We start from the raw sequence: 13,760 nt of genomic DNA, 5'->3' as shown, positions 1-13,760 counted from the left end.
AACTCTCCAGCGTAGCCTGCGACAAAAAATCAAACGGGCTGCGATGAACAATGACTATATGATGCAAATTCTCAAGTGCTTTTGTCAAGCATGATTGAGATGCTCTTACCCTGTCGATTGTAGTCTTTTTCTAGACGAGAAATTTTCCTATTTTTTGGTTTTTTTTTAGGGAGATAACTATTAGGCTGATAATCCTTTATCCCTTGATAGCCACTGTCTTCTAAGCTATTTGTTTCGGGATAAAAATAAATTTTACTTTTTTAAACAAGTTAAAATCGTGGCAATGCCCTGGTCCAAAAGCAGTGCAAATATTTTTTTTGTCTCTTGATTAATTACCAATTGAGTTTTTAGAGTATGACATTTCTTCTTGCGTGAGTAATATCTCTTCTGTTTTTTTTTAGGTCGTTCAATCGCTGTTTCTGTGACATCCATTACCACGCAGTCTGGATAATCAGAGTCTTTGAATAATGCCTTTTTCCCCGGAATACGGAACTTTACCGTTTTCATTAAAGTTGATTCGATATCAGTTACAATTCGGCAAATAGTTGATTCAGATACTCCCCAACTTGTCCCAATATGAAAATATGTTCGATATTCTCGCCAATATTCCAAGGCTACTAAGACCTGTTCTTCTAGAGTTAGAATGGTGCGACGTCCTCTTCTGTCTTTAGGATTTTCTACGGCAAAGTTTACGCTTGGCGTTAACCATTGCTTTTAGGGTTTGAATCTTGATACCAAATCTACGTTGAAATTGATCGGGTTTCAAATTTAGATAAGATTGATTTTTCATGATTTACTTATTGTGTAACGACAACAGAACTTTCTAGCATTTTATCTTGTTTATAGCAAGACCAGAGTGAAAATAAGTTAGGAGTTGGGATTCAATCAACTCTCAGAAAAACTTTTCATTATATCACAAAATTATTTTGCAAGAGGTCTAATATAAAAATTAATGCAAAAACGTACCACGTCCAAAAACGATAAAACCGTCACCACTGCCCAGCGCCTCGGCAGCGTGATTAAGTCTGCGCGTGACATCATGCGGAAAGATAAGGGAATGAATGGGGAGTTAGAGCGTTTACCCCAATTTACTTGGGTTCTTTTTCTCAAGCTATTAGATGATGTGGAGAAGGTCAGAGAAGCCGAAACATTTTTAGAAGGAACAAGTTATAAACCTTTAATTGAACATCCTTACCGTGGCCGTGATTGGGCTGCTGATGATGAAGGGATGAGCGGCGATGATTTGCTCAAATTCATTAACAATGATGAAGTAACGCTGGGTGACGGGACAAAAAGCCCTGGGTTGTTCGCTTATTTGCGGAATCTTCAAAGTGCGACGGGGCACGCTCGCAAAAAAGAAGACACTAAAGATTTGCTTTCTCTAGGAAACAATCTTACTTTCTCCCAACTGTCAATTACTCACTAAAACAGTGTAAATTTAATTCGTTTGTCAGCAGCCGTAGAAATTTTAGCTGCTCTGAATGAGGTATCATCCACTCTAATTAATGTCGCCGATTTTTGCTAAATTTAATAGCAAGTAGTAGCACATAACTACGGTTTATGTGCTACTCTCAGAGATTGGGGCTAATAGTTTAGATACAGAAAGTAGATCTACTTACCAGCAATCGTTAAAAATTCCACTCAATCTCCGGGACAAGGCTAGACGGGGGTGCAGACATATTCAGTAAAACTATATCTATATTGCCACTGCGTTTACAAATAAAGATGGCTATAGTTATACTTACTGATTTTGGCATTTAAGTGGGACTCAATACCCGCTCTATTACTGCTCAATACCCTCTTGCTGCTAAATGCTAAGCGGGTGATGGCGAGGGATTCTTGGAGGAATTATGATGAACCTAAATTTAGATACTATTTTCTCATCGCTGATGAACCCGGCCCTGAACGAGTTTCAGGCTTGGGCTTTGCAAAACCCGGAAGAAAGTCTCAGCAAAACGATGTTACCGCCGATCGCCCTGATTGAGGGTTTGATTGCGAACGAACCCACCTATTTGCAGATAAAACGGCTGGCTTTCGGAGCCAACTTTTGCTGCGCGGGGCAAGTCGTGATGGGAGAGTTTGACACGCTGGAAAAAGCACTCACATCGCCCCAGGCGCGCGGATGGCGGCTTGGTACTTCTGTACTCGATCCCGATAGCGCCCCCAACCAAGATGTCGGCGGCAGAAACCTTTTCCTGCTGTCTTTGTCCGATCGCGAAACTGATGGTAGCAGCAACCACGCAGCATTCCGAAGCTGTATGCAGAAATATCTCTTCAACAGTGCGACAGCGGATCGCCAGGGAGACGAAATCAGCAGGCGGTTGCTCGATCGGCTAGCCGCAGATTATGCCCAAATGCCACACGGTGCGGGGGGAGCGTTTTTTACCGATGTCAAGCGGGGTTGGATGGGATTTTTAGTCCGATACCTGCACTACGTCATCTTTGGAATTAATCCAGACGATTCAGAGTCGATCGAACTTCTCACCGAATTGCATTACACTCGCCAAAGCCCGCTGCACTACTTCGCCGTCATCGGCAACCTGCTGCAAAGCCTGAACCTGTTTGGACACGGGGATTTGTCCACTCTAATCGAGCGTGCAGCGACTATCTATGAAAATTCCCCAGCTTTAGCCGACTTCGAGGAGAGCTCGGAAAACAACGGCATGACTAAGCGGGAATTGGCGAAGCTGATGACATCGATTATGGGGATAGCGGGACTGCAAGGCCCCCTGCACCTAGGCTACACGGCAATGGGATATCGCCCTCTCCCCGCCTATAAAGGACAGCAGACGGCCGAAATTAACCCGACTGATTTTTGGGATCAGCTCGATTTGGACGATCGCCAGTCGATCGAGCTGTTCCTCCTGGAATGCGCGCGCCTCTGGGCCCCCGTCAGCGCCACCCACCGAGTCGCGACAGAGCCTTTCACCGCAACGGTAGCGGGCAAAGAGCGCACTTTCCCTGCCGGAACCAAGGTACTGATACCGCTCAGTTTGGGGCTGCTAGACGAGAGTTTCTGGGGCTCTACGGTATATGAATTCAACCCTAAGCGGGAGAATCTGTGCCCTTTTCATATGGGATTTCATTCCGTGGGCGATCGGAGCGCGGGACGGATTTGCCCCGGTAAAGACATTGCACTCAAGATGCTGGTGGATGTTGTGAGTACGGTAGGCAAAGTGCGGCGAAGCTCTGATCCTAACTTGCGGCGGTAATCAATCCAAAAGCTCGATCGGACAGTGATTGAACTGAGATATTGCACCATTCTCGCTTAACAGGCTTTCCGGCCTGTTCCACAAGACATCAAGTTTCTTGTGGGGTGTCCCACCCGCCCTTGAATAACTGATTGGCAATGGTGCAAGATCTGAGTTGAAACCGCACGCCACACAAACTATCTATCGAGCAAGTAAGAAGTCAAGGGGGTATCTAATAGGAAACCAAAACACAACTATTTTGAGGATAAATAATACCATGTTAATCGAACAAAAGCAACTAAAAGACATCGCGAATTGGATGAAAGTAGAACATCCAGCGGAGTTACCTGAAGCCCTGCAAGGTATCTTTTTTATGGACGGGAATGTTTTACCAGACGATTGTCTGACGATGTACAGTTCAGACTGGAATGCTCAGGAACGGACGTTATTGCTGCGCGTTTTTGACCCTGTTATCTGGACATTTCATTCATCAATGGCGGGACGGATGTTACTTTATTTAGTCAAATTTTCTCGCTTCAGCTACTTGTTCCGATTCTCGGATGCAACTTTGCAGCACGGACACATCACGCCCATAGTGTTTGGATTCGCTGTGCCGCAGTGGCTTGTAGATTTTTTGATCGATCGAGATCCGAACACTCCGAATGGAGATATCTGGCATCGCACAAACTCGTTTTTCGGCAGACCTCCTGACAACGGATATATACTTCGCAGGATTGTAGACAAAGATGGCAATTACACCTCAGCTTTTCCAGATATGCTGTCTAAAGTTGAGAGTGATTGTTTAATCATTGCCAAAGAGTGAAACTATTTAGGGAAACTACAAAACCCGCTTGGTTAGGCGGGTTTTGTCGATCGAAGTGGCGGGATTTGAACCGACGACCTCTACGATGCCAAGTTTAATCTGATATCGTTTTCGGTTGCATCGGAATCATAAAATCGAGTCAACAATTAACACTCAACCATGCAGTTTTTAGACCCCGAGTCATATCAACTGCGGTAGCGTCGGAATTAATATTACTCACCGGTAGGAAACGGCGCTGTGTAACCGAAAACGGGAGCATCTCAATGAAAGCAGCCAAGCCCAAAATTGGAGTTAGGAGTCAGGAGTCAGGAGCCAGGAGAAAAGAGTCAGAAGGAAGAAGTCAGGAGCCAGAAGAAGTGTTTTTACAAATATGAGATGCTCCCCCGAAAACGATATTACTTCGGGCTCATTAGATTTTATTTGCCATGATTATACAGCGTGTTCCAGGTTCATAAAGTAGTAGGGAAAAGGCAATGCCTTTTCCCTACGGGGATTCATGGATCTGGGGTGTACTTCACAAACAACGTGGAATCTGCTGTAAGATGTTTGGTTTCACCCTTTTTTGATTCGCCAACCGTCTCTTCATCCATCGTCCCTACAATATTCTCACCTAATTAATTAGGTCGATCGCACTACAGGACAGCAAAATCTGTTGCAGTAATCACGCTTGCAGGCACATTGTTGAGAGTTGCCAAAAGTTGCCCGGAACCAGTAACTCGGATGAGAGTAGAAGTATTCTCCGCAACAATGCTCAGTTGCGAGAAATCCAGACCACCCATTAAGCCGATCGAATCGAGGCCGTATTGAAAGTCTAAAATAGTCTCGCTGCCGAGGTCAATACCCAACATAAATCGATCGTTTCCGGTACCTCCAATCAGAGTATCATTCCCCTGATCTCCAAACAGCCAATCGTCCCCAGCACTGCCAAGCAAACTGTCCTCATCCTTACCGCCGTAAAGAGTATCGTTCCCAGTATCCCCGTTGACAGTATCCTGACCTTCATTGCCAAACAACAAATCGTTGCCCAAACCGCCGCATATTTGGTCTTTTCCGCCAGTAGAACCAATGGGGAGGGGGCTACCAATATCCCCATACACTGTATCTTCCCCCTCGCCGCCACAGATAGTATCACTGCCTTCATCGCCAAACAGCAGGTTGCTGCCCAATTCGCCGACAACTAAGTCATCGCCCTTGCCAGCACGCACTGTATCATTACCATCACCACCTGCGATCGTATCTTGATTGTTCTGCCCGCTGAGGAAGTCATCGCCCGCCAAACCAAACAGCAAATCGTTGCCAGTCAAATCCGGGTCGAAGGGGTTAATAGTTCCCCCGTAGATAGTATCGTTACCCTGGTCGCCAATTAAAGTATCGCTTTCTTGGTCGCCGAAAATAATGTCGTCATCTTTGCCGCCGTAAACCACATCTTCGTTTTTGCCCGCAAAGATTAAATCATCTCCAGCAACCCCATTGAGGTAATCATTACCCTCATTGCCAAACAGCAAGTCGCTGTCTATATCTGGGCCAACCGGGAAAGCACTGTTAAGTCCCCCGTAAATATTATCATTGCCCTGTAATCCTGCCAACAAATCATCGCCATCAAAACCATTTATTTCGTCACCGTTATTAGTGCCGAGAATAGTGTCGTTGCCGTTAGTACCGTTGCGGCTATTAGTGACAGAATTTGGAGCGCGAATACTGCTAAGGCTGGGTAAAACAATTTGCGAACAAATGCAGTCAGCATCTTGTCCTTCTTGCGGTGGTAGTGGTGTGGGTGTTGGTGGTTGGACTTGGGCGAAGGAATTGCCAAAGTTAATATTGCTAACATTAGTGCCGCTGACAGCAATAATATCAGCAGGATTGGCAGTAGTTTGCGTCCAACCAGGTTGATTGACTTCCCGAACTCGATAAGTTCCCGGGCCTAAATTAGCGAAATTGTAGCCGCCCAAACTATCCGTTGAAGTGTTAACTTCTCCAGCATCTAAAGAGTCATTGCTGTTAGCGTCAAGGAAGATTTGCCAGTTCGGCAAGAGCGGTTCTTGAGCATCCAAAACCCCATTATTATTGAGGTCATTAAACTTGCTGCCGGAGATGCTAATATTTTGGAAATTGCCAAAATTAACGTTCGATTGACTTTCGCCACTACCCAGATTAACCGCCGCCGGATTAGCAGTAGTTTGCGTCCAGCCAGTCTGCTGGACTTCCCGCACATTGTAAGTGCCGGGATTGAGGTTGTTGAAGCTGTAATTACCAGAATTGTCAGTGGTAACAGTAGTTTCGCCCTCATCTAAAGAGTTGTTCCCGTTAGCATCGAGGAAAATTTGCCATCCCGAAAGACCAGTTTCCTCCGCATCCTGAGTACCGTTGCCGTTGCCGTCGTTGAATTTAAGACCGCTGATGCTGCCTTGCTGGACCGGAGTGGGAGGCAGAGGCGGAGTCGGAGGCGGAGTCGGAGTCGGAGGCGGTGTCGGAGTCGGAGGCGGCGTTGGTGTTGGCGGGACTGGTTGGTTGCCGAAATTGGCAGTGGAAGTTTGACCTGGATCTAACGGAACCGTTCGGGGGTTAGGGGTGGTTGCCGTAAAACCTGTCGGCACCACTTCCCGGACGTTGTAGGTACCTGTTTGCAGGTTGGGGAAGCTGTAGCTGCCATCGGTATCGGTAGTAACTTGGGTTTCTCCGGTGTCTGGAGTGCCGTTGTTGTTAGTGTCAAGGAAAATCGTGACGCCAGGGATGCCAATTTCTCCGGTATCTTGAGTGCCGTTACCGTTGGTGTCGTTGAATTTAATGCCAGTTATGGTGCCCGTCTGGAGGCTATTGCCGAAATTAACTGTAGCAGGAGTCGTTTCACCTGCTGCCAGCGTCACTGAAACCGGATTGGGAGTAGTTGGCTGGCTGAATGACGGTACAACTTCCCGAACGTTGTAAGTGCCTGCGGGCAAGTTGGGGAAATTGAAGCCGCCGTTAGCATCGGTAGTTGCCGAAGTTTCTGTGGCATCGAGAATGCCGTCGTTGTTAGTGTCGAGGAAAACAGTGACTCCGGGCACACCAACTTCTCCGGCTGCTTGAGTGCCGTCGCCGTCAATGTCGTTGAATTTTATACCAGTAATGCTGCCGAGTACAGCGGGTATTGCTTGGTTGCCGAAATTCACCGTAGCAGGAGTAGTTTGGCCTGCTGCCAGCGTCACAGCAACGGGATTGGGAGTAGTTGGCTGGCTGTTGGCCGGTACAACTTCCCGAACGTTGTAAGTGCCGGCAGGCAAGTTGGGGAAATTGAAGCCGCCGTTAGCATCGGTAGTTGCCGAAGTTTCGCCGGCACCGAGGATGCCGTCACCGTTGGTGTCGAGGAAAACTGTAACTCCGGGAACGCCAACTTCTCCGGCAGCTTGAGTGCCGTTGCCGTCTATGTCGTTAAATTTTATACCAGTAATGCTGCCGAGTACAGCGGGTGTCGATCGATTGCCGAAATTCACCGTCGCAGGAGTAGTTTGGCCTGCTGTCAGAATCACTGGGGGCGGGTTGGGAGTAGTTTGCTGACTTCCAGCTGGTACAACTTCCCGAACGTTGTAAGTGCCCGCAGGCAAGTTGCCGAAAGTGAAACTGCCGTCAGCCCCGGTAGTTGCGGAAGTTTCACCGGTACTGAGGAGGTCGTCACCGTTAGTGTCGAGAAAAACAGTCACTCCGGCGACGCCTAGTTCTCCGGCGGTTTGAGTGCCGTTGCCGTCAATGTCGTTGAATTTGATGCCGGCGATCGTACTCAGCGGTACTGGTATTGCTTGGTTGCCGAAATTAACTGTAGCAGGAGTAGTTTGGCCTGCTGCCAGCGTCACTGGGGGCGGGTTGGGAGTAGTTTGTTGACTGCCAGCCGGTACGACTTCCCGAACGTTGTAAGTGCCCGCAGGCAAGTTGCCGAAAGTGAAACTGCCGTCAGCCCCGGTAGTTGCGGAAGTTTCACCGGCACTGAGGATGTTGTCACCGTTAGTGTCGAGAAAAACAGTCACTCCGGCGACACCAACTTCTCCGGCAGCTTGAGTGCCGTTGCCGTCAATGTCGTTAAATTTGATGCCGGTGATGGTACTCAGCGGTACGACAACGGGAACAGGCTGTGCGGAAAATTCCGAAGTGTTGCCGGCGGCGTCGGTTGCTGTCGCGGTGATTAATTGGCCTGCGGTGACGGCTGCTGGGAAAGTTTGATTGAAAGCAGCGTTGCCGGCAGCGTCAGTAGTTACCGGGATAGAAGCGATGAATGTTTGGCCTTGGGTGCCGGGGGGAGTGTTGGCGAAAAATTGGAGGGTGAACGGGGTACTGGGAGTGCTGTTGAAAGTACCCGCGACGGTGACGCTGCCAGCACTGGCAGTAGCGGTGGTGAGTACGGGGGTGTTTTGGAGGTTGTTTGCACCGATGTCGGCGTCGCCGGGATCGTTGGCGGTGATGCCGTCGTTGCCGAGGTCGATTCCTAAGCCGGCGTTGGCAAAGATCGAGTTGTTTTGGATGCTGTTACCCGTACCGGCGATGATATTTACTCCCGAACCGAGGTTGCTGGCGATCGTATTTCCTTGACCTGCTGCCGTACCGCCGATCGCATTATTGTTTGCTAGGTTAATGAATATCCCAGTAGCATTGGGCACCGCTGTCGTACCGTCGGCCCCGACACCGATGAAGTTGCCTAACAAGGAGTTATCGGTAGTGGTGGCATCAAAAAGAGCGACACCATTACCGTTGCCGGAAATAATGTTGCGAGCCTGTGAGGTCGTTCCGCCAATAGTATTGTTCTTTGCGCCAGCAGCAATAAATATCCCAGTAGCATTGGGCAGCGCAGTTGTACCGTTAGCCCCGACACCGATGAAGTTGCCTAACAAGGAGTTATCGGTAGTGGTGGCATCAAAAAGAGCGACACCATTACCGTTGCCGGAAATAATGTTGCGAGCCGCTGGGGTCGTTCCACCGATGGTATTGTTGCTTGCACCTGCCACAATGAATACGCCGGTATTAGTGTTAGGGACAGCGGCGCTGCCGTCAAAATTAGTGCCGATAAAGTTGCCTGTCAAAAAGTTGCCACTGGCATCAGCACCGAGAATGACCGTACCGGTGCCATTGCCGGAAATAACATTTCCGCTAACAGTGTTGTTCGGTACGCCATTGAGGGTAACTCCGCTGGTGTTAGGCAAGGCGGTGGTGCCTGTGGCGTTAGTGCCGATGTAGTTACCCAGCACTTGGTTGCCCCCAATACCGCCCAAGATGACGACACCATCGGCAGTATTGCCGGAAATGACGTTGCGATCGGCTGCTGAATTCCCACCGATCCTGTTTCCTGGTGCGTTGTTAAACACACCGAAGCCGTTGGCCAACGCAGCAGTCCCTGCTGGATTGGTGCCGATGTAGTTGCCCCGCACTACGTTTCCCGTGGAAGTATTGCCTAGGATAGCGATCCCGCTGTCACTGAAGCGATTGATTGACAGCCCTTCTACGTTGATGCCACTGCCCTGGAGTGTTAAACCGTTTGCAACCAACCCCGGGCTGGCTCCACTTAGTTCAATCAGTACCGTGGCTGGAGCAGTCGCAGTCGCAGCAGCAGCCCCAGGTTGACTGAAGCCATTGATGCTAACAGCCGTGGTGATGGGTGGCAAGGCAGTCAGGGGCGCGATCGTCTGAACGCCTGCACCGGGAATGTTGAAGTTAATATTGTGCGGCGGTGCGGCCGCTGCATTCGCATCCGTAATCGCTTGTCGCAGCGAACCCGGCCCAGCATCGTTGATATTAGTAACAGTAAACGTCGCCAATGTATGCGCGTAGTTGGCCATTACCTCCGGCTCGATCGCCAATCCTGTTTTAATCGCTCCAGTAGCGTATTCAAGTACCCAGTTTCCGCCTTTATGGGCACTCCCGGTAATATCTGCAGAAGCAGCAATATTAGCTTTTGTTAACTTGCTCAGCTTTTGTACAAAAGCCTCTCCTTTTTCACCTGCTGCTACGTTACATCCGTATAGCAGAATTTCAAATCGATTTTTAATTGAGTTTACCGATGACAAAAACCACTGTTTCAAACAGTCGCTATATGTTTCTAAATTGTCGGAATTCAGGATAGTTGGCCCTAGCTGCAAACTTCCAGATTCCCCGTGAGAAATAATGTGAACGCTTTCTATACCTTTGCGGCTCTGCAGTGCTTCGGCAATTTGTTCGATGCCGTCCCGCGTGCGATCGACTAAAATTACCTCCATCCCCGCTTTAACACCGACCGCCAGACTTAGCCAATCTTCAACTGCTGAATCTACGAAGACTATGTGTAGGTTTTTCATAATTACTGTTCCCCCATGCACCTAAGTAGGTTTTCAAAATGTTGTTTCCGTGCGATGATAATCGCTACTTCAATCCACCACAAATACGGCTACCACAAAACCCGCCTTCAACTCAGTAAAAGTTGTACAGACAAAGCTTTACAATTATCTATTTTTGTGCTTCTTGTAAATCTGTTGGAGCTGGAAAGTTGCTCGATCGCACTTTTTCATTCTCAACTTAAAAAAACCAGACCCCTGGTACAGCTAGCTTGTTCCCGATTACGGAAATTTTTCAGAAAACGTAAGTATAATTTACACAACTTAATGTACGGTTTTTTACTAAGTACACTTTTGTGAAAAAGAATCCAAATCTGTATAAGTTCCAAACCCAGAGAGTGGTAGGTATGCAGCAATTATTCAATCTCAAATCTCCTGTCTCGAATCTCAAACCGCAAAACTGGGATTTTGGCAAATTCAGCGTGTCCCTCATAACATAGAGGAATAGTCGCCTTCATGGCATCATAGAAACTTGTCCCTCACATAATTGAAATAGATGACCGCTCAAAACTCCCCCGTTTCCCCCGTCACTTGGATCGAAGACCGAGTTCTGCTAATTGACCAAAACCGACTGCCGAAAGAATACGCTGTAGTCGAAATTAGCCGCTGCGAAGATATGGCTGAGGCGATTAAAACTATGATAGTCCGAGGTGCTCCGGCGATCGGGGTTGCAGCAGCCTACGGGATGTATTTGGGGGCGCGAGAAATCGAAACGGGCGATCGCACCGAGTTTTTTACTAAACTAGAACAAGTTGGCGAGTTATTGCGATCGACTCGTCCCACGGCGGTTAATTTGTTTTGGGCAATATCGCGAATGCTCAAAACGGCTGAGAGAACTAGCGGTTCTGTCGAACAAGTGCAAAAAACTTTGTTAGAAATGGCCAAAACCATTCAAGCCGAAGATTTGCAAACTTGTAAAGATATCGGCGACAAAGGTTTAGAAGTTCTGCCCGCTACACCCGAAAAATTGAATTTACTAACTCACTGCAATGCAGGTGCATTAGCAACTGCCGGCTACGGAACTGCTTTAGGTGTATTTCGTTCTGCTTGGCGAGAAGGAAGACTCGGAAGAGTTTTTGCAGACGAAACTCGGCCCCGTCTCCAAGGTGCCAAACTCACCACTTGGGAATGCGTGCAAGAAGGAATTCCCGTCACATTAATAGCCGACAATATGGCCGCTCACTGCATGAAACTCGGCATGATTCACGCAGTAGTTGTCGGTGCAGACAGAATCGCTGCTAACGGCGACGCCGCCAATAAAATTGGCACTTACAGTTTAGCAATTGTTGCCAAAGCTCACAACGTCCCGTTTTTTGTGGCCGCTCCTCTGTCAACAATTGATTTTGAACTTTCCGACGGCAGCAAAATCCCCATTGAAGAACGCGATCCAGTTGAAATGTATCAAGTTGGAACTACGCGAATTTGTCCTGTGGGGGTCGAATTTTACAATCCCGCTTTTGACGTAACTCCGGCGGAATTAATCTCAGGAATTATTACTGAACACGGCACGGTTGCTCCTGGGGCGTTGAAACAGTTTCAGGCAAAACAATTAGTTTAATTGTATGTTGCCCAACCGCTCATTCCACCTGTTATCTGTGAAATCAAGCATGATTCCTAGCAGCCGCAACTGGCAGCTCAAAGTTGCGATCGCAGCTCTAACTCTGCCAGTTGTTTTCAGTCCTGTCTCGGAAGCTCAAGTGTCACAAACACTTAAAGCTAAGGAATTAGAAGCCAAAAAATTTGTGGGTTCGATGAATAAAGCTCAGCAAGTTTACTATGCTGAAAAAGCAGGCTTTACAAGTTCTGTTTCCAATCTATTGGTTTATCTCGGTCTCCAAGTTAAACCTAACTCAGCCAATTACAGCTACTCGATCGGCATGATGAAAAAAGGTGCTGTATTTAACTACGGAGTATCGAAACAAGCTAATCTCAAAAGTTTTGTGGGGGGAGTCTTTTTGGTGGAAAACAAGACCCAAACAATCTTGTGTATAAATGCTGCTCCTGGCAAGACTAAACCAGCTAATCCAACTAATACCAAAGGGGTTTTAGCCTGCGGTGCTAATACAGCCAAAGTTACTCAATAAATTATGTCTAATTTACTGGGTAATTTAGCAAATAACTGGATAGTTAATGCAGATTTAACTAAGCAATTGCTGGAACAAGAAGCTACTTTACTAGATGCTCGCGCACCCATTTTAAAGTGGTTTTGCCGTCTCCCACCAGCTATTCCCGTAACTTGGCAGGAATTTTCGCGTTCCGACTTTCCCCACAAGGGAAAAATTATCGAAAATAACACAGTTTTAACTCAAAAACTGCAAGCAATTGGTATTTGTCAAGACAAACCTGTCATAGTGGTTGCCGATTCCGTGAAAGGGTGGGGCGAAGACGGGCGAATTGTTTGGATGTTGCGGACTTTGGGACACGAAAAAGCAGTTTTTGTCGATGGAGGATATCGAGCTTTAATCAAAGCTGGAATTAATCGAGTAAAAGCTGCAAAAAATCCACCGCAAACTGGAGATTTTGTAATATCTCGCAGCTCGAATTGGGCAATTCAGCGGGATGATTTGAAAGCTATTTTAGGAGATGATAATTTAGTCATTATTGACGCCAGAGAGCCGCGAGAATATGCAGGTAAAACGCCTTACGGAGAAAAGCGGGGCGGCCACATTCCCGGTGCGGTTCACCTCTATTACAAACAGTTAATGGACAAACAGGGACAACTGCTGAGTCGTGGGGAAATTGTCGCTATTTTGCAGCAAAAAGGAGTTTCGCAGTCAACTCAAATTGTGAGTTATTGCTCCGGGGGAATTCGCTCTGCATGGTTGACTTGTGTCTTGACAAATGTGGGATTTAATGCTAAGAATTATGCAGGTTCTATGTGGGAATGGTCGGCGTCGCCGGCAGATAGTTATCCCCTTTCAATAAGCCTTTCAGGGGCGGGCTAGAAGCCCAACCCCTCCTCCCCACAAGAAAATTAACTCTTTGTGGAACAGGGCGGAAAGCCTGTTCTGCTTCAAGAAGTCGGGAATCTAAAACAAGAGCGTTTCAGGTTGAGAATCTCAACCGACTTGTTCGATATACTGAGCGAGATCGTCGCGCAGGCGGCTGAGTTCGGCTTCGGTGGTGACGCGCACGCGATCGTCCCTAACCGTAATCAGCACTTTTGCAGCAAAAGGAGTTGGCCAGATATTCGGGTTGCAGAAAACTTCCAAAAATACATCTCCTGCATACCGATATTCCATAGGTTTCTGGGGAGAAGCTTTGCCGCCAGCAGTTTTGGCGGCTACAGCTTTCAAGCTTTCCATCAAAGCGGCGATCGCGCTTTGCAAATCCCGCGCGGCTTGCGGGGAAAAGCTAAAGGAGACAGAACCTTCGACTAAATTCAGTGTCAGCGGAGAAAGAGACATGGGCAATGAA

At 47.7% G+C, this 13,760-nt stretch carries 8 protein-coding genes and 1 pseudogene; 6 read left to right on the top strand and 3 right to left on the bottom strand.

Annotated elements, in window-relative coordinates:
- Positions 1-113: 113 nt before the first annotated feature.
- Positions 114-790: pseudogene (locus NDI35_RS26655) on the bottom strand (transposase family protein); the annotation flags it as partial.
- Positions 791-952: 162 nt separating this feature from the next.
- Between NDI35_RS26655 and NDI35_RS26650 the strand changes: the two are divergent.
- From NDI35_RS26650 to NDI35_RS26640, 3 genes are all read left to right on the top strand, one after another.
- Positions 953-1,426 (top strand): type I restriction-modification system subunit M N-terminal domain-containing protein, encoded by a 474-nt coding sequence (locus NDI35_RS26650; RefSeq protein ID WP_445315364.1) that lies wholly within the window; start codon positions 953-955, stop codon positions 1,424-1,426.
- Between the two features lie 427 nt (positions 1,427-1,853).
- The gene (locus NDI35_RS26645) at positions 1,854-3,212 is read left to right on the top strand and encodes a cytochrome P450 family protein (RefSeq protein WP_445315363.1); all 1,359 of its coding nucleotides are present in this window, start codon (positions 1,854-1,856) and stop codon (positions 3,210-3,212) included.
- A gap of 256 nt (positions 3,213-3,468) precedes the next feature.
- Positions 3,469-4,014, top strand: a complete 546-nt coding sequence (locus tag NDI35_RS26640; protein ID WP_445315362.1) for a hypothetical protein — start codon at positions 3,469-3,471, stop codon at positions 4,012-4,014.
- A 632-nt stretch (positions 4,015-4,646) separates the two neighbouring features.
- Here NDI35_RS26640 and NDI35_RS26635 read toward each other — a convergent pair.
- Entirely contained in the window at positions 4,647-10,307 is a 5,661-nt protein-coding gene (locus NDI35_RS26635; RefSeq protein ID WP_445315361.1) for an SdrD B-like domain-containing protein, read from the bottom strand.
- A 532-nt stretch (positions 10,308-10,839) separates the two neighbouring features.
- Between NDI35_RS26635 and mtnA the strand changes: the two genes are divergently transcribed.
- The 3 genes from mtnA to NDI35_RS26620 are packed head-to-tail and all read left to right on the top strand — an operon-like array spanning position 10,840 to position 13,288.
- A complete protein-coding gene (gene mtnA, locus NDI35_RS26630; protein ID WP_445315360.1) occupies positions 10,840-11,901 on the top strand; it encodes an S-methyl-5-thioribose-1-phosphate isomerase in 1,062 nt (353 codons plus the stop codon).
- A 49-nt stretch (positions 11,902-11,950) separates the two neighbouring features.
- Positions 11,951-12,427, top strand: coding sequence for a type IV pilin-like G/H family protein (locus NDI35_RS26625; protein ID WP_445315359.1), 477 nt, complete (start codon positions 11,951-11,953; stop codon positions 12,425-12,427).
- 3 nt (positions 12,428-12,430) lie between these two features.
- On the top strand, positions 12,431-13,288 hold the full coding sequence (locus NDI35_RS26620) for a sulfurtransferase (RefSeq protein WP_445315358.1): 858 nt from the start codon (positions 12,431-12,433) through the stop codon (positions 13,286-13,288).
- A gap of 114 nt (positions 13,289-13,402) precedes the next feature.
- On the opposite strand, the gene NDI35_RS26615 is transcribed toward NDI35_RS26620, so the two are convergent.
- Positions 13,403-13,750 (bottom strand): hypothetical protein, encoded by a 348-nt coding sequence (locus NDI35_RS26615; protein ID WP_332956056.1) that lies wholly within the window; start codon positions 13,748-13,750, stop codon positions 13,403-13,405.
- Positions 13,751-13,760 lie beyond the last annotated feature (10 nt).

It is taken from the genome of Microcoleus vaginatus FACHB-2002, assembly GCF_040004035.1.
GTDB classification, from domain to species: Bacteria; Cyanobacteriota; Cyanobacteriia; order Cyanobacteriales; family Microcoleaceae; genus Microcoleus; species Microcoleus vaginatus_C.
This window is presented reverse-complemented; position numbering and strand designations above follow the sequence as displayed.

What these genes read in the sequence shown, in the direction of transcription:
- NDI35_RS26650 (WP_445315364.1), top strand. Translation starts at nt 953, where the DNA reads ATGCAAAAACGTACCACGTCCAAAAACGATAAAACCGTCACCACTGCC.
- NDI35_RS26645 (WP_445315363.1), top strand. Translation starts at nt 1,854, where the DNA reads ATGAACCTAAATTTAGATACTATTTTCTCATCGCTGATGAACCCGGCC.
- NDI35_RS26640 (WP_445315362.1), top strand. Translation starts at nt 3,469, where the DNA reads ATGTTAATCGAACAAAAGCAACTAAAAGACATCGCGAATTGGATGAAA.
- NDI35_RS26635 (WP_445315361.1), bottom strand. Translation starts at nt 10,307, where the DNA reads ATGAAAAACCTACACATAGTCTTCGTAGATTCAGCAGTTGAAGATTGG.
- mtnA (WP_445315360.1), top strand. Translation starts at nt 10,840, where the DNA reads ATGACCGCTCAAAACTCCCCCGTTTCCCCCGTCACTTGGATCGAAGAC.
- NDI35_RS26625 (WP_445315359.1), top strand. Translation starts at nt 11,951, where the DNA reads ATGATTCCTAGCAGCCGCAACTGGCAGCTCAAAGTTGCGATCGCAGCT.
- NDI35_RS26620 (WP_445315358.1), top strand. Translation starts at nt 12,431, where the DNA reads ATGTCTAATTTACTGGGTAATTTAGCAAATAACTGGATAGTTAATGCA.
- NDI35_RS26615 (WP_332956056.1), bottom strand. Translation starts at nt 13,750, where the DNA reads ATGTCTCTTTCTCCGCTGACACTGAATTTAGTCGAAGGTTCTGTCTCC.